This window comes from Isoptericola halotolerans, from assembly GCF_045689585.1.
GTDB classification, from domain to species: Bacteria; Actinomycetota; Actinomycetes; order Actinomycetales; family Cellulomonadaceae; genus Isoptericola; species Isoptericola halotolerans_B.
The window spans coordinates 1,168,507-1,189,337 of record NZ_CP140108.1; the positions used below are offsets into that span (position 1 = coordinate 1,168,507).

16 protein-coding genes are annotated in these 20,831 nt (G+C 71.9%); 9 read left to right on the forward strand and 7 right to left on the reverse strand.

The genetic code is table 11. From position 1 onward, the window contains the following. Positions 1-90 precede the first annotated feature (90 nt). Complete coding sequence (locus tag UQW22_RS05490; RefSeq protein WP_407319901.1) at positions 91-1,404, forward strand: MATE family efflux transporter; 1,314 nt, start codon at positions 91-93, stop codon at positions 1,402-1,404. Between the two features lie 91 nt (positions 1,405-1,495). Here the strand turns inward: UQW22_RS05490 and UQW22_RS05495 are convergent, their stop codons facing one another. From UQW22_RS05495 to UQW22_RS05520, 6 genes are all read right to left on the reverse strand, one after another. Next, entirely contained in the window at positions 1,496-2,443 is a 948-nt protein-coding gene (locus tag UQW22_RS05495; RefSeq protein ID WP_407319903.1) for a hypothetical protein, read from the reverse strand. A 202-nt stretch (positions 2,444-2,645) separates the two neighbouring features. Then, the gene (rplI, locus tag UQW22_RS05500) at positions 2,646-3,095 is read right to left on the reverse strand and encodes a 50S ribosomal protein L9 (protein WP_407319904.1); all 450 of its coding nucleotides are present in this window, start codon (positions 3,093-3,095) and stop codon (positions 2,646-2,648) included. Positions 3,096-3,113: 18 nt separating this feature from the next. Beyond that, entirely contained in the window at positions 3,114-3,350 is a 237-nt protein-coding gene (gene rpsR, locus UQW22_RS05505; RefSeq protein WP_106265817.1) for a 30S ribosomal protein S18, read from the reverse strand. A gap of 78 nt (positions 3,351-3,428) precedes the next feature. Next, entirely contained in the window at positions 3,429-3,983 is a 555-nt protein-coding gene (locus UQW22_RS05510; RefSeq protein ID WP_407319905.1) for a single-stranded DNA-binding protein, read from the reverse strand. Positions 3,984-4,100: 117 nt separating this feature from the next. Further along, entirely contained in the window at positions 4,101-4,391 is a 291-nt protein-coding gene (rpsF, locus tag UQW22_RS05515; RefSeq protein WP_407319906.1) for a 30S ribosomal protein S6, read from the reverse strand. Positions 4,392-4,555: 164 nt separating this feature from the next. Continuing rightward, the gene (locus tag UQW22_RS05520; RefSeq protein WP_407319907.1) at positions 4,556-7,096 is read right to left on the reverse strand and encodes a transglycosylase domain-containing protein; all 2,541 of its coding nucleotides are present in this window, start codon (positions 7,094-7,096) and stop codon (positions 4,556-4,558) included. Positions 7,097-7,422: 326 nt separating this feature from the next. Here UQW22_RS05520 and UQW22_RS05525 point away from each other — a divergent pair, with 326 nt between their 5' ends. The 5 genes from UQW22_RS05525 to UQW22_RS05545 all read left to right on the forward strand — a co-directional run bounded on the left by UQW22_RS05525 (position 7,423) and on the right by UQW22_RS05545 (position 14,771). Next, on the forward strand, positions 7,423-8,100 hold the full coding sequence (locus tag UQW22_RS05525; protein WP_407320729.1) for a helix-turn-helix transcriptional regulator: 678 nt from the start codon (positions 7,423-7,425) through the stop codon (positions 8,098-8,100). Next, positions 8,097-9,188 carry an inositol-3-phosphate synthase gene (locus UQW22_RS05530; RefSeq protein ID WP_407319909.1) on the forward strand — a complete coding sequence of 364 codons (1,092 nt, stop codon included), beginning with the start codon at positions 8,097-8,099 and terminating at the stop codon, positions 9,186-9,188. The genes UQW22_RS05525 and UQW22_RS05530 overlap by 4 nt, the downstream gene beginning before the upstream one ends. A gap of 362 nt (positions 9,189-9,550) precedes the next feature. Next, positions 9,551-10,894: an MFS transporter gene (locus tag UQW22_RS05535; protein ID WP_407319910.1), complete on the forward strand. Its 1,344-nt coding sequence runs from the start codon at positions 9,551-9,553 to the stop codon at positions 10,892-10,894. A 117-nt stretch (positions 10,895-11,011) separates the two neighbouring features. Continuing rightward, a complete protein-coding gene (locus tag UQW22_RS05540) occupies positions 11,012-13,171 on the forward strand; it encodes a SpoIIE family protein phosphatase (RefSeq protein WP_407319912.1) in 2,160 nt (719 codons plus the stop codon). Between the two features lie 127 nt (positions 13,172-13,298). Continuing rightward, positions 13,299-14,771 carry an MDR family MFS transporter gene (locus UQW22_RS05545; protein WP_407319913.1) on the forward strand — a complete coding sequence of 491 codons (1,473 nt, stop codon included), beginning with the start codon at positions 13,299-13,301 and terminating at the stop codon, positions 14,769-14,771. 16 nt (positions 14,772-14,787) lie between these two features. On the opposite strand, the gene UQW22_RS05550 is transcribed toward UQW22_RS05545, so the two are convergent. After that, positions 14,788-16,266 (reverse strand): CCA tRNA nucleotidyltransferase, encoded by a 1,479-nt coding sequence (locus UQW22_RS05550; protein ID WP_407319915.1) that lies wholly within the window; start codon positions 16,264-16,266, stop codon positions 14,788-14,790. 158 nt (positions 16,267-16,424) lie between these two features. On the opposite strand from UQW22_RS05550, the gene UQW22_RS05555 reads away from it, so the two are divergent. Genes UQW22_RS05555 through murJ form a run of 3 tightly spaced genes read left to right on the forward strand, consistent with a single transcriptional unit; the run spans position 16,425 to position 20,825 of the window. Continuing rightward, positions 16,425-17,033, forward strand: coding sequence for an NUDIX hydrolase (locus UQW22_RS05555; protein ID WP_407319916.1), 609 nt, complete (start codon positions 16,425-16,427; stop codon positions 17,031-17,033). Between the two features lie 10 nt (positions 17,034-17,043). Then, a complete protein-coding gene (locus UQW22_RS05560; RefSeq protein WP_407319917.1) occupies positions 17,044-19,158 on the forward strand; it encodes a DUF6049 family protein in 2,115 nt (704 codons plus the stop codon). Continuing rightward, positions 19,155-20,825, forward strand: a complete 1,671-nt coding sequence (gene murJ, locus UQW22_RS05565) for a murein biosynthesis integral membrane protein MurJ (protein ID WP_407319918.1) — start codon at positions 19,155-19,157, stop codon at positions 20,823-20,825. Before UQW22_RS05560 ends, murJ begins: the two co-directional genes overlap by 4 nt. Positions 20,826-20,831 lie beyond the last annotated feature (6 nt).

The following is a 20,831-nucleotide window of genomic DNA, read 5'->3' on the forward strand; positions in this document are numbered from 1 at the left end:
TGGGGACATCTCCTGTGTACAACTCTGCATCGGCCCCTGACCTGCATCGACGCCGTACCCAGGCTGTGGAGAGAAGAAAGGTGGGGTGAGTTGCGCCGCATCGACCGCGAGATCCTCGCGCTCGCCTGGCCCGCCCTCGGTGCGCTCGTCGCGGAGCCGCTGTTCGTTCTCGTCGACAGCGCCGTCGTCGGCCACCTCGGCACGGCCCAGCTCGCCGGCCTCTCGCTCGCGTCGACGCTCCTCATCACCCTCGTCGGGCTGTGCGTGTTCCTCGCCTACGCGACCACCGCCGCCGTGGCGCGCCGCCTCGGCGCCGGGCACGACCGCGAGGCGCTCCAGTCCGGCGTCGACGGCATGTGGCTCGCCCTGGGTCTCGGCGTCGTCCTCGCGGCCTTCCTGTGGATCGCCGCGCCGTGGGCCGTCACGTCGATGGGCGCCTCCGACGACGTCGCCCTGCACGCCACGACCTACCTGCGGTGGTCCGCCCCCGGGCTCCCCGGGATGCTCCTGGTCCTGGCGACCACGGGCGTGCTGCGCGGCCTGCAGGACACCCGCACCCCCCTGTGGGTGGCCTCGGGCGGTGCGGTCCTCAACGCGGTGGGTTCGGTCGCCCTCGTCTACGGCGTCGGGATGGGCATCGCCGGTTCCGCCCTGGCGACGACGACGGCGCAGCTGCTGATGGCGGTCGTGCTCACCGCCGTCGTGGTCGCCGGGGCCCGCACCCGGGAGGCGTCGCTGCGGCCGCACCGTGCCGGGATCTGGGCCAACGCCGTCGCCGGTGCCCCGCTGTTCGTCCGTACCGTCTCGCTGCGCCTCGCGATCCTGCTGACGGTGTGGACCGCGACGTCGCTCGGTGCGGTGGCTCTCGCCGGGCACCAGGTGATCAACAGCCTGTGGGGGCTGGCGGCGTTCGCCCTCGACGCCCTGGCGATCGCGGCCCAGGCGCTGGTCGGTCACGGGCTCGGCTCCGGCGACGTCGAACGTGTGCGTGCCGTGCTGCGGCGATGCCTGCAGTGGGGTGTCGGCGCCGGGGCGACCATCGGCGTCGTGCTGGCGGTGTCCTCGTGGTGGATCGCGCCGTTGTTCTCCCCCGACCCGGACGTCCGGGTCGCTATCACCGTGGGCCTGGTCGTGTGCGGGGTCTTCATGCCGATGGCGGGCTGGGTGTTCGTGCTCGACGGTGTCCTCATCGGGGCCGGTGACGGCCGCTATCTCGCGTGGGCCGGCATGCTCACGCTGGTCCTCTACGTGCCGTGCGCGTTGGCGGTCCGCGCCTGGGCACCCGAGGGTGTCGTCGGGCTCGCCTGGCTGTGGGCGGCGTTCGCCGGGGTGTTCATGCTGGCCCGTGCCCTCACCACGGGACTGCGGGCCCGCGGCGACCACTGGATGGTGATCGGCGTCTGACGGCGGTGCCCATTCGGCATCTTGAGTTACGTTCGGCAGTTGGAGCTGCCGAACGAGGCACGAACTGCCGAACGCGCCAGGGGTGCCGGGCTCAACGCGGCCGGGGAAGCAGCGGATTCCTGCGTACCGCACGCCGCACGTCGGCAGGGAAGCGCGCCAGCAGGCGGTCCGCCACGGCCTGCGGGTCGGGTGCGTCCCGGGACGTCACGTGGAGCGGCCGCGTGCCGGTGGACTCGGCGATCGCGTCGGACCGGCGCTTCTCCGCGATCCGCGCGCGGTCCGGGTCGTGGTCCGGGCCGAGCGCGCCGGCCCGGTACTTCACGAGACCGTCGAACTCGGCGAGCACCCCGTGGTCCTCCCAGCCCAGGTCCACGCGGAAATCGCCGATCGCCGTGCTCACGGGCACCTGCGTGCGCGGACGCGGCAGACCCGCCCAGTGCCCCACGTAGCGCAGCCACGACTCCCACGGACTCTCGGCACCGGGGTCCGCCAGGTCGAGGACGAGGAGCGCCCGCCGCGCCCCGCGCGAGCGCGCCCGCACGAGCTGCACGGTGCGGTCACGGTCGAGCCCCCGCGCCAGGGCGGCGTCGGCGACGACCAGGGCGTCGAGCGGGGGCAGCGTCGTCGCGCAGTCGGCCACGGTCCGTTCGAGGGTGGTGACCGGCAGACCGAGCACCTCGCCACCGTCGGGCGGCCGCACCTCGACGAAGTGCCGGCGCACGTCCGCCGCCGCACGGGACGACGCCCGATAGGTCTGCAGCAGATGAGTCTCGGACGGCAGCCGCCACAGCGGCAGGCCGTGCAGCATCGCCGCCGTCTGGTGGCTGAACCAGTGCGCCGTCCGGAGCTGGCGGCCCAGGGCACGCGCCCGGTCGACCTGGAGCCGGCGCGCCGCCGACCAGGTGTCGGGCCGGCCGCTGCCGTCGTCCGGGACCACGCGGTAGGCGCCGCGTCGGATCCGCTCGATCTCGCCGGCCCGGCGCGCGGTGCGCAGCGCGGTCGGCAGGTGCTCACGGGCCACGAGGATCTCGGACGGCATGCTCACAGCCTGGCCCAGCGCCCCGAATCACGAGTCCGCTATCCACAGGCCCGATCGCGTCCGGCACCTTGAGTCACGTTCGGCAGTTGGAACTGCCGAACAAAGCACGAAGTGCCGAACATGCGCGGCGCCCCCGCACGCAGAAGGCCCCGGTCTGCTCGCTGAGCGAGTGGACCGGGGCCTTCAGGCGATCGAACCGGCGTCAGCCGGCGACGACCTCGAGCTCGATCTTGGCCGACACCTCGGGGTGGAGCCGGATCGACACGGTGTGGACACCGGTCGACTTGATCGGCTGGCCGATCTCGATCTTGCGCTTGTCGACCGACGGGCCACCGGCGGACTGCACCGCGGCGGCGATGTCGGCCGTCGTGACCGCACCGAAGAGACGACCGGCGGCGCCGGCGTGCGCCTCGATGGTGTACGCCTTCGACTGGATCGAGGCCGCAGCGGCCTCGGCGTCCTCGCGCGTGGCGATCTCGCGGGACTTGCGGGCCTTGCGGATCGCAGAGACCTGGGTCTCGGCGCCCTTGGTCCACGGGGTGGCGAGCGAACGCGGGATGAGGAAGTTACGGGCGTACCCGTCCTTCACCTCGACGACGTCCCCGGGCTCACCGAGACCGGTGACCTCATGGGTCAGGATCAGCTTTGCCATGATCTGGATCCTTTCCGGTCAGCGGGCCGACGACGAGTACGGCAGGAGAGCCATCTCGCGGGCGTTCTTGACGGCCTTGGCGATCTGGCGCTGCTCCTGGACGGAGACGCCGGTGACCCGGCGGGCGCGGATCTTGCCACGGTCGGAGATGAACTTGCGCAGCAGAGCGGTGTCCTTGTAGTCCACCGTCTCGACCTTCGCCGCCTTCAGCGGGTTGGCCTTCTTCTTCGGCTTGCGCACCACAGGCTTGGCCATGGTGAGTGCTCCTTACTCAGGATCGTCCCGGGCGGTGCGTACCGCCGGGACAAGGGTTGATCTGGGGGTGAGCGGCGATCAGAACGGGGGCTCGTCCGAGAACCCGCCGCCGGACGACGCCGGGCCGGCCGTGGCCCAGGGGTCGTTCTGCTGCTGACCGCCGCCGGAGGAACCGAAACCGCCACCCTGGCCACCGCCGGGCTGGCCACCGGGGCCACCGGCGTTGCCGCCGTAGCCCCCGCCACCACCGAAGCCGCCGCCACCGGAGCGCTGGGCACGAGTGACCTTCGCCGAGGCGAACCTCAGGGCCGGGCCGATCTCGTCCACCTGCAGCTCCACGACGGTCCGCTTCTCGCCCTCGCGGGTCTCGTACGACCGCTGCGTCAGACGGCCCTGCGCGATGACGCGCATGCCCTTCGTCAGCGACTCGGCGACGTTCTCCGCGGCCTCACGCCAGATGGAGCAGCGCAGGAACAGCGCCTCCCCGTCCTTCCACTCGTTCGACTGCCTGTCGAACGTGCGCGGCGTGGACGCGATCGTGAAGTTGGCAACGGCAGCACCCGACGGGGTGAAGCGCAGCTCCGGGTCCGCAGTCAGGTTTCCGACGACCGTGATGACGGTCTCACCAGCCATGCCAAGCTCCTTCGTTCGTCCGCGAGATTCGGCTGTACTCGATGTCCAGGGAAGATCCCACCACGAGCCTCCCACAGGAGGACCGCACGGGACCGGGGGTGTCTCGGTTCAGCGGATTCAGCGAGCGGCGGGGCGCAGGATCTTGGTGCGCAGCACGGCCTCGTTCAGGCCGAGCTGGCGGTCCAGCTCCTTCGCGGTGTCCGGCGTCGACGTGAAGTCGACGACGGCGTAGATGCCCTCGGCCCGCTTGTTGATCTCGTAGGCCATACGGCGACGGCCCCAGATGTCCACGTTGTCGACGGTGCCGCCATCGGTCTTGACGACCGTGAGCAGCTTCTCGAGCGACGGGGCCACGGTGCGCTCCTCGACCTCCGGGTCCAGGATCACCATCAGTTCGTACTGACGCATGTGTTCAACCCACCTCCTCTGGTCTCAGCGGCCACGGTCTGTCCGTGGCAGGAGGGTTCTTGCGTGCGTCGGCCGCGCCTGTCGAAGGCACGGCCAGTCCACCAGAGTACCGTTCCGAGCACCTCGGCGGGAACCCGAGCCGGCGGGCTCGACGGTGTCGTCGGTCACCCGCCGTCGGCTCCGTCGGCGCCGTTGCCCTCGGCGCCGTTGCCGTCAGCGCCGTTGCCGCCGCCGCCGTCGTCGTCATCGCCTTCGCCGTCCGACGCCGTGGGTTCGGGCTCGGGCTCCTGCGTCTCCTCGGGTCCCCGCGAGACGACGAGCGTCACCGTCGCGCCGGGTTCCACCTCGGTACCGGCACCCGGGCTCGTCCCGATGACCTCGCCGCGCGGCCGGTCGCTGAACTCCTCGGCGACGCCCGGCGAGAGGCCGACCCGCCGGAGCTGCTGCTCCGCGGCGGTGCGCGCCTGGCCGGCGACGTTGGGCACCGCCACCGTCTCGGGTTCGGCGGACTGGCCGGTGGAGACCACCAGCGTGATGGTCGAACCGGTCGGGATCCGCCCACCGCCGTTGCGCACCTCCACCACGGTGCCCTTGGGGGACTCGTCGTCGATGGCTGCCGTCGACACCTTGAGGTCCATCCCCTGGAGCAGGGTCGTCGCCTGGGCGACGTCCATCCCGACGAGGTTGCCCGGCAGCTCGACCCACTCGACCTCCGGGGACTCCGACGGCGTGGGGCTCGGCGAGTAGGACGGACGCGGTGGCGTGTACGCGGGGAACTCCTCGACCTCCTGGCCGTCGAGCGCGACCTGCATGAAGTCGGTCCACGCCTCGGCCGGCCAGGTGCTGCCGGTGATCTCGTCGTACCCGCCGAACGTGTCGATCGGTTCAGAACCGCCGAGGATGCCCTCCTCGACGTCGACGTTCTTGTACTGGCGCAGGTTGACCACGGTGGCGAGCTGAGGGGTGAAGCCGGCGAACCAGGCCGTCACGTTGTCGTTCGACGTACCGGTCTTGCCGGCCACCGGGCGTCGGGTCCCGTCGGGTCCGGTGAGCTCCAGCGCGGCACGCCCCGATCCTTGCTCGACCACCTGGGTCATCGCGTACGTGGCCTCGATCATCACGTCCCGCTCGAACTGCTGCGTGGGGGTCGACTCCGGCTCCCAGCGCAGCGACCCGTCGCGGTGCTCCACACGGTCGACGACGTGCGGCTCGACGCGGTAGCCCTCCGCGGCGATCGTCGCGTAGGCGGAGGCCAGATCGACCGGGTACACCGCCGCGGTGCCGAGCACGTTGGCCGGAACTGCATCGATCTCGGTCTCCTCGCGAATCCCGAGACGGTGCGCGACGTCGACCGTCTTCTCCGGCCCCACCTCGATGTTGAGCGCGGCATAGGCCGTGTTGACCGAGTTGGCGGTCGCCTTCACCAGGTCGATCTGTCCGTAGCTGTGCAGGCCGAAGTTCGTGGGCCACTCACGTGTGGGGTCCTCCGGGTCGAGGTGCCCGGGCGAGTTCCCGTCGAACGTCTCGGTGAGCTCGTGCCCCTTCTCGAGGGCGCCGATGAGCGTGAAGGGTTTGAACGTCGAGCCGGCCTGCACGGTGTCGTCCGTCGCAGTGTTGAGCGACTGCTTGATGTAGTTCTTGCCGCCGTAGAGAGCGACGACCTCGCCGCTCGACGGGTCGATCGAGACGATCGAGGCGCGGATCTTCTTGCTGGCGTCGTCCGGCAGGTCCTTGACGATGTCGCGAGCCTCGCGCTGCAGCTTCGGCTTGATCGTGGTGTAGATCTGCAGACCCTTGGTCTCGATCTCCTCCTCGGTCAGGCCGTTCTTCAGCAGCTCATCCTTGACGGCCTTCATGATGTAGCCCTTCTGGCCACCGAGGCTGTTCGAGTTCTCCTCCTTCTCCACGAACTCGGGGAACTCGGCGGACTGCCGCTCCTCCTCGGTGATGTAGCCCTGGTCGGCCATGCGGTCGATGCTGCGTTCCCACCGCTTCTGCGTGACGTCGGGCTGCACGGAGGGGTCGTAGTTCACCGGGGAGGGGATGATGCCGGCCAGCATCGCCGACTCGGAGTAGGTCAGGTCGACGGCGTCCTTGCCGAAGTACTCCTGCGCTGCCGCCTGGACGCCGTACGCACCTCGGCCGAAGTAGATCGTGTTGAGGTAGCGGTCCAGCACCAGCTCCTTGGACTGGTTCCGGGCGATCTTGAGGGCGATGATGCCCTCCTGCGCCTTGCCCAGGATGTCCGTGGTGCTGCCCAGGTAGTAGCGCTCCACGTACTGCTGCGTGAGCGTGGACCCACCCTGCGTCCCGCCGCTGCCCGTCAGGTTGGTCCACAGCGCGCGCGCCATGCCCTTCATGTCCACACCGGGGTCGGTCCAGAACGAGGCGTTCTCCGAGGCGACGACCGCGTCGCCCACGTAGGAGGGCAGAGTCTCGTAGTCGACGATCTCGCGCTTGATCGTCGAGTAGGAGCCGATCTCGTTGCCGTTGCCGTAGTAGACGGTGGTGGCCTGGTGGTTGACGTCGTCGAGGTTGTCCGGGATCTCGGTCGACGTCCAGGCGGCGAAGAAGACCCCTGCGCCGAGGGCGACGCAGCCCAGCATGCACCCCACGACGACACGCCACGAGGGCAGCCACCGCTGCACCGGGTTCTTGCCCCGGCGGGGGTAGTTCCAGAAGCGACGCCTGCCCTTGCTCGCCACGTCCCTGCCTTTCGATAGCGGAGTCCTCGGAGCCGTCCCGCCCCCACGGGCACGAGTGACCACAGGGAAGACTAGGGGATCGACCTACGAGCCTGTCCAGGCTCGGCCCGGTCTGACGCGGTTCCTCGCCGACCGTCCCCATCCCCCTCCGGCGGGCTCCACGAGGCCTTCACATCTACGTGTCCGACAGCGGACACCCGCGTCCCGTTGCTCGCACCGGCCGGTAGGTCCTATCCTCACGATGTATCGACTCGATACAACGAGTCAGCAGCCGGACCCGGTGACGGGTCCGGCACGTGCCGGACGACGCGGAGGAGGGCAGCAAGGTGCGCAGTCGCTCGAACGTCCTCGAGACGGCCATCCTGGGGCTGCTCAGCTCCGCGCCGCTGCACGGCTACGAGCTGCGCAAGCGGCTCAACCTGCTCCTGGGGTCCTTCCGGGCCTTCTCCTACGGCACCCTCTACCCGGCGCTGAAGTCGCTGGTGACACGGGGGTTGATCGAGACGGTCGACCCGGACCCGACCACCGCCGTGCGGGCCACCGCCCGAGCCGGCGCGTCGAGCGCCAGCGGCCGTCCGTCGTCGGGCACGAAGCCCCTCACCGGGCGTCGCGGGCGTATCGTGTACCGGCTTACTGCCGACGGCAAGGAGCACCTCCAGACCACTCTCGCCTCCTCCGGCCCCGCGGCCTGGGAGGACGAGAGCTTCGACGTCCGGTTCGCGCTGTTCGCGCAGACGGACGCCGAGACCCGCCTCCGCATCCTCGAGGGCCGGCGCACCCGGCTGACGGAACGGTTGGAGGCGGTCCGGGAGTCCGCAGCCCGGACCCGGGAACGGCTCGACGAGTACACGCTCGAGCTGCAACGGCACGGGCTGGAGCAGGTCGAGCGCGAGGTGCGCTGGCTCGACGGGCTCATCATTACCGAGCGCGACCGCGCGAGCAGCCGCGACAAGACCGTCGGGACGCACGACGTCCCGGCCCCGAGAAACAAGGAGCGAGGATGACCTCCGTCCGCGTTGCCATCGTCGGCGTCGGAAACTGTGCATCGTCCCTGGTCCAGGGTGTGCACTACTACCGAGACGCCGACCCGTCAGACACCGTCCCGGGTCTCATGCACGTGCAGTTCGGTGAGTACCACGTGCGCGACCTCGAGTTCGTGGCGGCGTTCGACGTCGACGCGAAGAAGGTCGGCTTCGACCTGGCCGAGGCGATCCACGCCTCGGAGAACAACACCATCAAGATCGCGGACGTGCCGCCCACGGGCGTCATGGTCCAGCGTGGCCCGACGCTCGACGGTCTCGGCGACTACTACGCCGCGACGATCGACGAGTCGGACGGCGAGCCGGTCGACGTCGTGCAGTCGTTGAAGGACGCTCGCGTCGACGTCCTCGTGTCCTACCTGCCGGTGGGCTCCGAGGAGGCCGACAAGTTCTACGCCCAGTGCGCCATCGACGCCGGTGTGGCGTTCGTCAACGCGCTGCCAGTGTTCATCGCCTCCGATCCCGAGTGGGCGAAGAAGTTCGAGGACGCCGGCGTGCCGATCGTCGGCGACGACATCAAGTCGCAGGTCGGCGCGACGATCACGCACCGCGTGCTCGCCAAGCTGTTCGAGGACCGTGGCGTGGTGCTGGACCGTACGTACCAGCTCAACGTCGGCGGCAACATGGACTTCAAGAACATGCTGCAGCGCGACCGTCTTGAATCCAAGAAGGTCTCCAAGACCCAGGCCGTGACCTCCAACCTCACCGGCGCGCTCGGTGGCAAGACGGAGGACCGCAACGTCCACATCGGGCCGTCGGACTACGTGGCGTGGCTCGACGACCGCAAGTGGGCGTACGTGCGCCTCGAGGGTCGCGCGTTCGGCGAGGCCCCGATCAGCCTCGAGTACAAGCTCGAGGTGTGGGACTCCCCCAACTCGGCGGGCATCATCATCGACGCCATCCGTGCCGCGAAGATCGCGAAGGACCGCGGCACCGGCGGCCCGATCCTGTCCGCGTCGACCTACTTCATGAAGTCGCCGCCCGTGCAGATGGAGGACACCGAGGGCCGCCGGCATCTCGAGGCCTTCATCCGCGGTGACGTGGAGCGATAGTCCGGAGCGAGCTTGCGAGTGCAGGACGATCGCGACCATCCAGATGGAGCGATAGTCCGGAGCGAGCCTGCGAGTGCAGGACGATCGCGACCATCCAGATGGAGCGATAGTCCGGAGCGAGCCTGCGAGTGCAGGACGATCGCGACCATCCAGATGGAGCGATAGTCCGGAGCGAGCTTGCGAGCCCGCGAGCGCAGGTCGCGCCGAGGTAGCGCACCCCAGCACGACGTAGCGCATCCGTGCCCGACGGCGGTACCTCCGCCGTCGGGCACGCTCGGCTTCCGAGGGCTGGAGCGCTACCCCGCGCACCCCAGCGCTACCCCGCGCAGACCAGCGCTTCGCCGACGTGAAAGGCTGCACGCGTGGGAGCCATCACCGAGACCGGGCGGGACCTGGTCGCCCTGCTGCGGCTACCGGGGTTCCGACGACTCTTCGCCGTCCGGCTGGTCTCGCAGGCCGGTGACGGCATGTTCCAGGTCGGTCTGGCCTCGCTGCTGTTCTTCTCCCCGGAGCGCGCCGGCACGGCCGCGGGGGTCGCGGCGGCGTTCGCGGTCATGCTGGCCCCGTTCACGCTGGTCGGTCCGTTCGCGGGCGTCCTGCTGGACCGGTGGCGTCGGCGCCAGGTGCTCGTGGTCGGCAACGCGGTCCGGCTGGTCCTGACGGGCGCGATGGCGGCCGTGATGCTGGCCGGTGGCCTCGGCGGCGCGGGTGCGGTGTGGGTCGTGGTCCTCGGCCTGGCGGCCCTGAGCGTGAACCGTTTCCTGCTGGCGGCGCTCAGCGCGGGCCTCCCCCGGGTCGTCGACGGCCCGTTGCTGCTCACGGCGAACTCGCTGACCCCGACGCTGGGCGCGGGTGCGGTGTTCCTCGGCGGCGGGGTGGGTTTCGTCCTCGGTCTCGGGCTGCCGCCGGGGCGGATGCACGACGCGGCGGCACTGGTGTGCGCGGCGGTCGTCTTCGGCGTCGCCGCGCTCCTGGCGTTGCGGCTGGGCCGTGACCAGCTCGGTCCGGAGCACCCGACCCGGGGGAAGCTGGGCGCCGAGCTGGTGGCGGTCGCGCGGGGTCTGGTGGACGGTGCCCGCTACCTGGTCGCACGGCGCACGCCGGGCCAGGGGCTGCTCGTCATGGCCGCGCACCGGTTCCTGTACGGGGTGGTGTTCATCGCGGCGATCCTGATCTCGCGCAACCTGCTCGCCGAGCCGGGTGACACGTCGGCCGGGCTGGCGAACTTCGCCCTGGTGATCGCGATGACGGGGATCGGCGGCGCCGGCGCGGTGCTGGTCACGCCGGTGCTGTCGCGGCGCACGGGACCGCAGGGGTGGATCGTGTGCATGCTGCTGCTGGCCGCCGCGTCGCAGCTGCTGCTGGCGACGGCGCCGACGCGCACGGTCGTCCTGGTGGGCGCGGGCCTGCTCGGGCTCGCCGCGCAGAGCGCCAAGATCGCCGTCGACACGATCGTGCAGCGTGACACGCACGACGACTACCGAGGTCGCGCCTTCGCGTTCTACGACGTGATGTACAACGCCGCGTTCGTCGGTGCCGCCGTGCTCGCGGCGTTCGCGGTGCCCGACGACGGATGGTCCCGCGGGCTGTTCGTCCTCCTCGCGCTGGCGTACGTGGGGGTGGCGGCGCTGATGTGGTTCTGCGGTGCACGCGCGCCACGCGACGTCGCACCCGGCCCCTGGCCCGCGCGGCCCGCGCGGCCCTGACCTCGACGCACTCTCCTGTGCGGGCCAGGCTGGACAGCCGCCGCCGCACACCGGATGATGAGCACTCACAGGAGGGTGCCGCGTCGTCGGCCAGGACCGGGGCGAGGGATGAACAGCATGGACGACCTGAACTCGTCGACCTCCGAGTCGCTCCTCGACACGGCGGGAACCCTGCTGCCGACGGTCACGGACACCACGCGGGTACCGACCGGCAGCGCCGTGCTCCTGATCGACACGATGGCCCAGCAGGTGGTGGACGCCAACCCGGTCGCCACGCGGCTGGTGCGCGGTCTGGGGCTGCCGGTCTCCTTCGCCTCCTGGTGCGCCGCAGCGGGCGTCGTCCCGTTGTCCGACCAGGAGACACCGGCCGCCGAGGCGGTCCTGGCGTCTCTGCGCGACGGTCGCGGGATCGCGCTGCGCTCCACCCGCGCGGGCGACGACACCGTCTCCTGGGCGGTCGGCCTGCCGCTCACCGGCGCCCCGGAGGGCCTCTCGGGCCGTGCCGTCGTCGTGCTGCTGCCGGTCGCGGGACTGCAGGAGGGTGCCGGGCCCGTTGCCCCGCCCGACGGCCTGCAGATGCGCGCCGCCGTCGCGAGCCACCTGAGCTTCACGATCTCCGACCCGTCGCTGCCCGACGACCCGCTGATCTGGGTCAACCCAGCGTTCACGCGGGCGACCGGCTACGCCGCGGACGAGGTGATCGGGCGCAACTGCCGGTTCCTCCAGGGTGCGGGGACGGACCCCGCCTCGGCACGGCGCATCCGGTCGGCGCTCGAGGACGGCGAGGCGGTGGGCGAGACGCTGCTGAACTACCGCAAGGACGGCACGCCGTTCTGGAACCAGGTGGTGATCTCCCCGGTGCTTGACGAGGCCGGGGAGGTCACCCACCGCGTCGGCATCCAGACGGACGTCACCGACCGGGTGCACGACGACCGCCGACGCGCGCTCGAGCTGGACGTCGTCCAGCGGCAGAACGAGCGGCTGTCGCTGCTGGCGGGCATCACCCAGGCGCTCGTCAGCCTCTTCGACGAGGAGGCGGGCGCCGCGCTGCTGCCCGACCTCGTCGCTCCGCACTTCGGCAGCTGGTGCGCGGTCGTGGTGGTCGACGACCAGGACCGGCCGCGTCTCGTGCACGTCGCGGCCCGCGACGCGGCCCGCGCCGGGGACGTCGCCCTGCTCGAACGGTCCCAGCGTTGGGCGTTCGAGTCACCCGAGATCAGCGACATGCTCGCCGCGGACGGGAACACCGTCCCCGCCCCGTTCGCCGTCGACGTCGATGTCCTGCCGTCGCGGACGACGCCGGACGAGCTGGCCGCGCTCCGGCGACTCGGCCTGGGCTCGGCGATCGTCGTCCCGCTGCGTGGCCGGGACCGCGTCATCGGCGTGCTGGTCGTGGTCAGCACCGACGACGTCGACGCCTTCTCGCCCGACGACGTCCACGACATCGTCGCGCTCGGCGCGCGGTCCGGCCTGGCCCTGGACAACGCCCGCCTCTACCGCCGCGAGCACGATGCGGCCGTCACCCTCCAGCGCAGCATGCTGCCCGAGATCGTCGAGGCCCCCGGTCTCGACTGCGCGGCGCTGTACGTCCCGGCGTCGGTCGGCGCGGACGTGGGCGGTGACTGGTACGACGTCGTCCCGCTGCCGAGCGGCCAGGTCGCCGTGTCGGTGGGTGACGTCGTCGGCCACGACATCCGCGCGGCGGCGTCGATGGGGCAGCTCCGCTCCGTGCTGAGGTCCGAGGCGTGGTCCGGCCGGTCGCCGTCCGAGGTGGTCACCGGGATGGACGACCTGGTGCGCGGTCTCGGCATGGCCGACATGGCGACGTGCGTCTTCGCCCTCCTCGACCCGCCGGACGAGGAGGGGACGCGCCAGGTCACGTACACGCGGGCCGGCCACCCGGCACCGCTCCTCCTGCGTCGCGACGGCACCGTCGAGCTTCTCGACGGGGCGCTCACGACGCCGGTCGGCGCACCGACGATCGGTGAGGAGCTCCCCGAGTCCGTGGCCCGTCTGCGGGCGGGCGACTCCCTGCTGCTCTTCACCGACGGTCTCGTGGAGCGACGCGACCGCTCGCTGCGCCTCCAGCTCGCGGACCTGCACCGCCGCGCGGGCGAGATCGAGACGGGCATGGACGCCGTCGGTGTCCGCGACGCGATCGTCGAGGTCTGCGCCGACGGCGACACCGAGGACGACACCTGCATCCTCGTCGTGCGCAACGTCCCCACGGCCGAGACCGGAGACGTGCCGGCCAGCCCCGGCACGACCGACCGATGAGTCCGTCGCGGAAAACAGGTCGCATCCCCTGGCGGAATATCGCAACCTGGTGACTGCTTGATCTGACGGGTCTGTCCGTGCGCAGCGTCGCCCGCGGTCGCCACATTCGACGAACCGGAGGGGACACATGTCCGCACGCACCACCGAGGTTCCGCCCGGTCCGAGCTCGGCCGCCGCCGAGCGGCTTCCCCGCGAGCACGTCCGGGTCATCGCGCTGCTCCTGGTGTCCGCGTTCGTCGTGATCCTCAACGAGACCACGATGGGCGTCGCGCTGCCCTCGGTCATGGACGAGTTCGACATCACGGAGTCCTCGGGGCAGTGGCTGACCACCGGGTTCCTGCTCACGATGGCTGTCGTCATCCCGGCCACCGGGTGGCTGCTGCAGCGCCTCGGCACCCGCGGCGCGTTCATCCTGGCGATGTCCCTGTTCACCACGGGCACGTTCCTCGCGGCGATCGCCCCGGTCTTCGGGCTGCTCGTCGCCGCGCGGGTGGTACAGGCCTCCGGCACCGCGATCATGATGCCGCTGCTGATGACGACGGTGATGAGCACGGTCCCGCCGCACCGTCGTGGTCGCGTGATGGGCAACGTCTCGCTGGTGATCGCCGTCGCCCCGGCGCTCGGGCCCACCGTCTCGGGCGGCATCGTGACGGCGTTCGGCTGGCGCGAGGTCTTCTGGGTGGTCCTCCCGATCGCCGCCGTGGCGCTGCTCCTCGGTGCGCTGCTCGTCCGCGACGTCGCCGACCGGGCCCAGACCCGCCTCGACCCGCCGTCCCTGCTGCTCGCGGCGGGCGCGTTCGGCGGTCTCGTCTACGGGCTGTCGGCGCTGGGCGAGGCGGCGCAGCACGCCATGCCGGTGTCGCCGGCGGTCCCGCTGGTCGGCGGTGCTGCGGTCCTGGCGCTCTTCGTGTGGCGGCAGCTCGTGCTGCAGCGGACCGACGCGGCGCTGCTCGACCTGCGGGTCTTCCGTGCCCGGGGCTTCGGCGTGGGCCTGTCGGTGATGGCGGTGAGCATGATCGCGATGTTCGGCATGATCATCGGTCTGCCGCTCGTCCTGCAGGAGGCGATGGGCCTCGACGCCCTGACCAGCGGTCTGCTCATGCTGCCGGGTGGTCTGCTGATGGGTCTGCTCGGACCGGTGGTCGGCCGCCTCTACGACCGGGTCGGTCCGCGGCCGCTCGCGGTCCCCGGCGTCACAGCCGTCGGCGTCGCGATGCTGCTGTTCGCGAACCTGTCGCCGACGTCGCCGATGTGGTGGGTGGTGCTGGGCCACCTCGTCCTCAGTTTGGGCCTGGCGTTCATCTTCACCCCGACGTTCACGTCGGCCCTGGCGGGGCTCAAGCCGTCCCTGTACTCGCACGGCTCCGCCGCGGTCACGACGGTCCAGCAGCTCGCGGGGGCGGCCGGCACGGCGCTGTTCGTCGCGCTGCTGACCCTGCGCAAGGTGTCGCTGCTCGACGAGGGCGCCACGGCCGCGGAGGCCACGGCCGGCGGCGCGCAGCTCGCCTTCACGGTGGCGGCCGTCGTCGTCGTCGGCGCGCTCGTCCTGGCTACCCGGCTGCGGAAGTCGGACACGCCGGCCGAGGTCGCCGGGCACTGACGACCAGGAGGCCCGCTCAGCCCTGGCGGGCCTCCCACCACGCGGTGAGCTCCGCCGTCGCGCGCTCCTCGCCGAGCGGCCCGTGCTCCATGCGCAGCGCCAGCAGGTGCTGGTAGGCGGCACCGACGTCACGGCCCGGCGGGATGCCGAGGACCGCCATGATCTGCGTCCCGTCCAGGTCGGGCCGGATGGAGTCGATCTCCTCCTGCTCGCGCAGGCGGGCGATCCGCTCCTCGAGGTCGGTGTACGCATCGGCGAGCCGCTTGGCCTTCCGACGGTTGCGGGTCGTGCAGTCGGCCCGCGTCAGCCGGTGCAGACGCTCCAGCAGGGGCCCGGCGTCGGTGACGTAGCGACGCACCGCGGAGTCGCTCCAGGCGCCGTCGCCGTACCCGTGGAACCGCAGGTGCAGCTCGACGAGGCGGGCGACGTCCTTGACGACCTGCTTCTCGAACTTCAGCGCCCGCAGCCGCTTGGCGACCATCTTGGCCCCGACCACCTCGTGGTGGTGGAAGCTGACCCCGCCACCCGGCTCGAACCGGCGGGTAGGCGGCTTGCCGACGTCGTGCAGGAGCGCCGCCAGGCGCAGCACGAGGTCGGGTGCCGGGACGGCACCGTCGGGCCCGGTCTCCTGGGCGATGGCCTGGTCGAGCACGATGAGCGAGTGCTCGTAGACGTCCTTGTGCCGGTGGTGCTCGTCGATCTCGAGCCGCAGCGCGGGCAGCTCGGGCAGCACGCGGTCGGCCATGCCGGTGTCGACCAGCACCTCGAGCCCGGCCCGGGGGTCCGGGGCGCACAGCAGCTTGGACAGCTCGGCCTGGACCCGCTCGGCGGAGACGATGTCGAGCCGCGGTGCCATGTCCACGATCGCCGCACGGGTGGCCGGCTCGACGGTGAACCCGAGCTGGGCGGCGAACCGTGCGGCGCGCAGCATGCGCAGCGGGTCGTCGTCGAAGGAACGCTCGGGGACGATCGGCGTGCGCAGGACCTGCGCGGCGAGGTCGGTGAGCCCGCCGAACGGGTCGACGAACGTCAGGTCGGGCAGCCGGACGGCCATGGCGTTGACAGTGAGGTCACGACGGGAGAGGTCGCCGTCGAGCGAGTCTCCGAACGCCACGACCGGCTTGCGCGAGGTGGGGTCGTACTCGTCGGTGCGGTACGTCGTGACCTCGACCACGACGTCCCCGGCACCGTCGGGGCCGCTCGCGGAACGGCGCGCGCCGATGGTGCCGAACTCCTTGCCGATGTCCCAGTGCGCGTCGCCCCAGCGGGCGAGGAGGCGCTGCGTCTCGTCGGGGGACGCTGACGTCGCGAAGTCGAGGTCGGCGCTCGCGCGGCCCAGGAACGCGTCCCGGACCGGGCCTCCGACGAGCGCCAGCTCGTGCCCGGCGGCGGCGAACGTCTCGCCGAGCTCGAGGGCCGCGGGGGCCATCCGGGTGAGCACGTCCAGGGCCTGGCTCAGCAGCTGGGCGGGGGCGGGGTTCGCAGGGGTCGACACGACGTCCCATCCTCCCAGATCGGCGCAGCTCCCGCGTCGACGGTCACCGGCCAGGACTGAAGGCGTACGATTTGCCCTGATTGTGAATCCTGTGACCGGGGAGGTGCTGCAACGGGTGGGACGTCCGGATGCCCTGACGAACTCGGTAGGGTATGGCCATGTCTTCTGCGGCACCGGCGCCAGGCGCTCCCGACGGGCGTCCGCCCGTGCCGGTGCCCGTCCCGCCCGGCGGACACCCCCTGCGGGTCGACCCTGCCCGCGTGCACGGCAGCCAGGTGCCGGCCGGCGCCGGGTCCTCCCCGGCCGGTCATCTCCCGGTGGTGGACGAGACCTCCGCGGGCGGTCTCGTCGTGGACCGGCACGCCTCGGGGCACCGTGCCGCCGTGATCCTGCGCCGCAACCGCGGGGGGCGGCTCGAGATGTGCCTGCCGAAAGGTCACCTCGAGGGCGTCGAGACGCCCGAGGAGGCCGCGGTCCGCGAGATCCGGGAGGAGACCGGCATCGTCGGGACGATCCGCGGCGAGCTCGGCATGATCGACTACTGGTTCAGCGGGGAGGACCGCCGCGTCCACAAGGTGGTCCACCACTTCCTGCTGCGCTCCGAGGGCGGCGTGATCTCCGCGGCCGGGGACCCCGACGGTGAGGCCGAGGACGCCTGCTGGGTACTCCTCACCGAGCTCCCGGAGCGGCTCGCCTACCCGAACGAGCAGCGTCTCGCCGTGGCGGCGATCCATGCGCTCGCCCACCGACCCGACCTCGTCGAGTGAGGGCCACCGCGTGATCCTCCCCCGCGCAGCGGCGGCACTGCCCCGCGCCCTCGCCGTCGTCGTGTGCGCCCTGCTGGTGTGCGCCACGCTCGTGACGGCGCCGTCCCTGCACGGTCGGGCGGTCGCCGCGGAGGACGACGGCGTCACGGTGGAGATCGTCGACATGACGCCCACGGTGGTGGGACCGGACGGCACCCAGGACGTGACGGTCCGCGTCACCAACGACTCCGGGGAGCGACTGACGGGCGTGCGCGCCGACCTGGGGGTCGGCTGGCGCGAGGTCTCGACGCGGGCCGCCGTGACGAGCTGGGCGGACGACGGCTCGTCGCGCACCGCGGCACGCCAGCTCAGCCTTCCCGTGGACGACGTCCCGGACGGCGAGTCCGTGGAGGTGACCTTCGAGCTGAGGATCTCCACGCTCCAGCTGGGCGACGACGCGGCGTGGGGCCCCCGCCAGCTCTCGGTGGAGGTGGTGGACGACGGTGGCACCATCGACGTGCTGCACTCGTTCCTGATGTACGACCCGGACGGCGGGTCGGGACGCAGCGCCCCGGCGCCGGTGTCCCTCGCGGTGGTCGCCCCGATGACCGGGCCGACCCTGGACCCGGCCGACCCCGAGTTGTACAACGCAGCCCTGTTCGACAGTACAGAAGAGGGCGGGGCCGCCGACCGGCTGCTCTCAGCGGCCGGCGAGGCCGGCCTCTCGCTCGCCGTCGACCCGTCGATGGTCGCGACGGCGGCCACCTCCGGCGACCCCGAGCTCGCGTCCTGGGCCGCGCGGCTCGAACGGCCCGGGGCCGCCGACGTCGTCACCCTCCCCCCGTACGACACCGACCTGGCCGCACTGGCCCACGCCGGCGTGCAACCCAGCGGCCTGCGGGCGGCGACCGAGTCGGCGGGGCTGCTGCCCGGCTCCTGGTCCGTGCCGAGCGGGTGGGGCGTCCCGATCTCCTGGCCCCAGGGCACCGTCGACCTCGAGACACTGGCCGCCGCGCGCTCGACCGGAGCGCAACGGGTCCTGGTCACCGACGGTCTCGAGCCCACCGTGGGCGTGGTGGCGTCCGCCGTCGACACCGTGGCGACCGCTGCCGGCGACGTGCCCGTGGTCGTCGCCGACGACTCCCTGGGCGGCGCCCTCGCGGCGAGCACGTCCCCGGACCGCGCGACCACGACGGCGGCCGCCACCCAGCGGCTGCTCGCCGACACGGCGGTGCTCGCCACCACGGCGGCCGAGTCCGGCACGCGGGTCTCCGCCGTCGCGGCGATGCCGCGCGGCTGGTCCCCGGACGTCGATACCTACGCGGCCGTCACCTCCGCCCTCGCCGACCAGGAGTGGGTGGACACCGTGCCGTTCACCGCGGTTCTCGACGAGGAACCGGCCGGTGCGCCGCGCGCCGTGCTCGAGGAGCGGGTTGTCGACGACGCCGAGCTGCGACCCGGCGTCGTGCGGAGCCTGGTCGACACGCTCGACGACCTCATGGCGTTCGCCACGGTCGCGACCGACCCCGCCGAGCTGACGGCCGCCGTCGACCGGGACCTCGTCGCCCCGCTCGCGGTGGCCTACCGCGACGACCCGGACGGCCGCGCGGCCGCGGCCGCCCTCGCCGCGGAGAACGCCGACCAGCTCCTCTCCGGGATCCGGGTGATCGGCCGCGCCGACGTGCTGCTCATCAGCGACACCGGGAACCTGCCGGTCCGCGTGCGTAACGACCTGCCCACCGACGCGACCGTGACGGTGACCCTGAAGCCCGACGACCCGCGCCTCATCGTCGAGACGTCACCGACCGTCGTCGTCCCCGCCGGGGAGTCGCGCGACGCCGAGGTGCGGGTCCGCGCCATCGGCTCCGGCGACGTGGACCTGGAGGTGCAGGTCCTCGCACCGAGCGGGGCCCCGGTCACCGCCCCGACCGAGTTCGCCGTCCAGGTCCGCGCCGGCTGGGAGACCGTCGGCACCTCGGTGATGGCCGTCGCGGTGGGTCTGCTGTTCGTCGCGGGTATCTGGCGTACCGTCCGACGGGGCCGCTCCGACAGCCGCACCACCGCCGAGGACGCGGAGAGCGCCATCACGCAGGAGACGCCCGCCCATCGACCGACACCGCCCACACCGGAGGATCCCGAGGCATGACCGCCGACCACCCCGAGCCCGGGGTCCGCAAGGCCAGCCTGGGTCGCGGGTCGCTCGCCATGTCCCTGGGCACGACGGCGTCGCGCGCGTCGGGACTGGTGCGCACCATGCTGCTGGTGGCGTGCGTCGGTACCGTCGGCACCGCGGCCAACGCGTTCGACATCGCCAACAAGCTGCCGAACATGCTGTTCGCCCTCATCTCGGCCGGGTTCCTCCAGGCCGTCCTGGTGCCGCAGATCATGAAGTCGATGCAGGCGCCGAACGCCCGGGAGCGGCTCGACAAGCTGCTGACCATCTCGGGTCTGGGCCTGCTCTCCGGGACGATCGTCCTCGTCGCGGCGGCCCCCGCCGTCGTGCACGTCATGACCCTCAGCGACAGCTGGACGCCCGAGGCGCGCCAGCTCGCCGTCGTCTTCGCCTACTGGTGCCTGCCGCAGCTCTTCTTCTACGGGCTCTACACCCTGCTCGGTCAGGTACTCAGCGCCCACGGGAGGTTCGCGGCGTACGGATGGGCGCCGGTCGCCAACAACGTGGTCTCCCTGATCGGGTTCGGTGCGTTCCTGCTGCTCTTCGGTGACGCGCCCGCCGAGGGCATCACCGACGTCGGGGGGTGGACCACGCTGCAGACCGTCCTGCTGGCCGGTACCGCCACCCTCGGCATCGCCGCGCAGTCGCTCATCCTCGTCCCCGCGCTGCGCCGGGCGGGGTTCCGCTGGGGCTTCCGGCTGGGCCTGCGCGGCATCGGCCTGCGGTCGGCGGGCAAGGTCGTCGGATGGACGGTCGGCGCCGTCCTGCTCGAGCAGCTCGGTGTCATCTACCTGACCAACGTCGTCGGCGCCGCCGGACAGTCGGGCGTCGCCGCCGGCGAGGTGGCCGCCGGCAACGCGGCCTACACCAACGCGATGACGATCTACCTGCTGCCGCACTCGATCGTGGTGGTCTCCATCGTCACCGTGCTGTTCCCCCGGATGAGCGCGGCGGTCACCGCCGGCGACCTCCCGGGCGTGCGGCGCGACATGTCGCTCGGACTGCGCTCGGCCGGCGTGTTCTCGGTGTTCTCCGCGACCGCGCTCGTCGTGCTCGCCTTCCCCCTGACCAAGGCGTTGCTCCCGTCCGCCTCGGAGGTCCAGGTCGAGGCGGTGGCGCCCGTGCTGCGGGCGATGGCGGTCGGGGCCATCGCCCTCGGTGCCACCGTGCTGGTGCGTCGCATGTACTTCGCCTTCGAGGACGGCCGCAGCGTGTTCGTCATCCAGATCATCGCGACGGTCTCCCTGGTGGCCGCGCTGTGGGCCGCCACCGTGACGCTCCCGGTCACGGCCTGGGCGATCGCCGCCGGTGGTGCGTTCGCCCTGTCGACGTGGGTCTCGCTCCTCCTGCGCGTGCGAGGCATGAGCCGCAAGCTGCACGGCATGGACGGGCACCGTGTGCTGCGCCTGTACGTCCGCGCCGCCCTGTCCGCCGTCGTCGCCGGTGCCCTCGGCTGGCTCGTCGTCCACCTCATGGACGGCACCGCGTCGTCGTCGTGGCCGTACGCCGTCCTCGTGACCGCCGCGGCCGGCGCCACGATGGCCGTCGTGTACCTCGGGCTGCTGAAGCTGCTGCGCGTACGAGAGCTCGACGACGCGCTCGCCCCGATCCTGCGCCGCGTCGGCAGGAGCGGCGGATGACGGTCG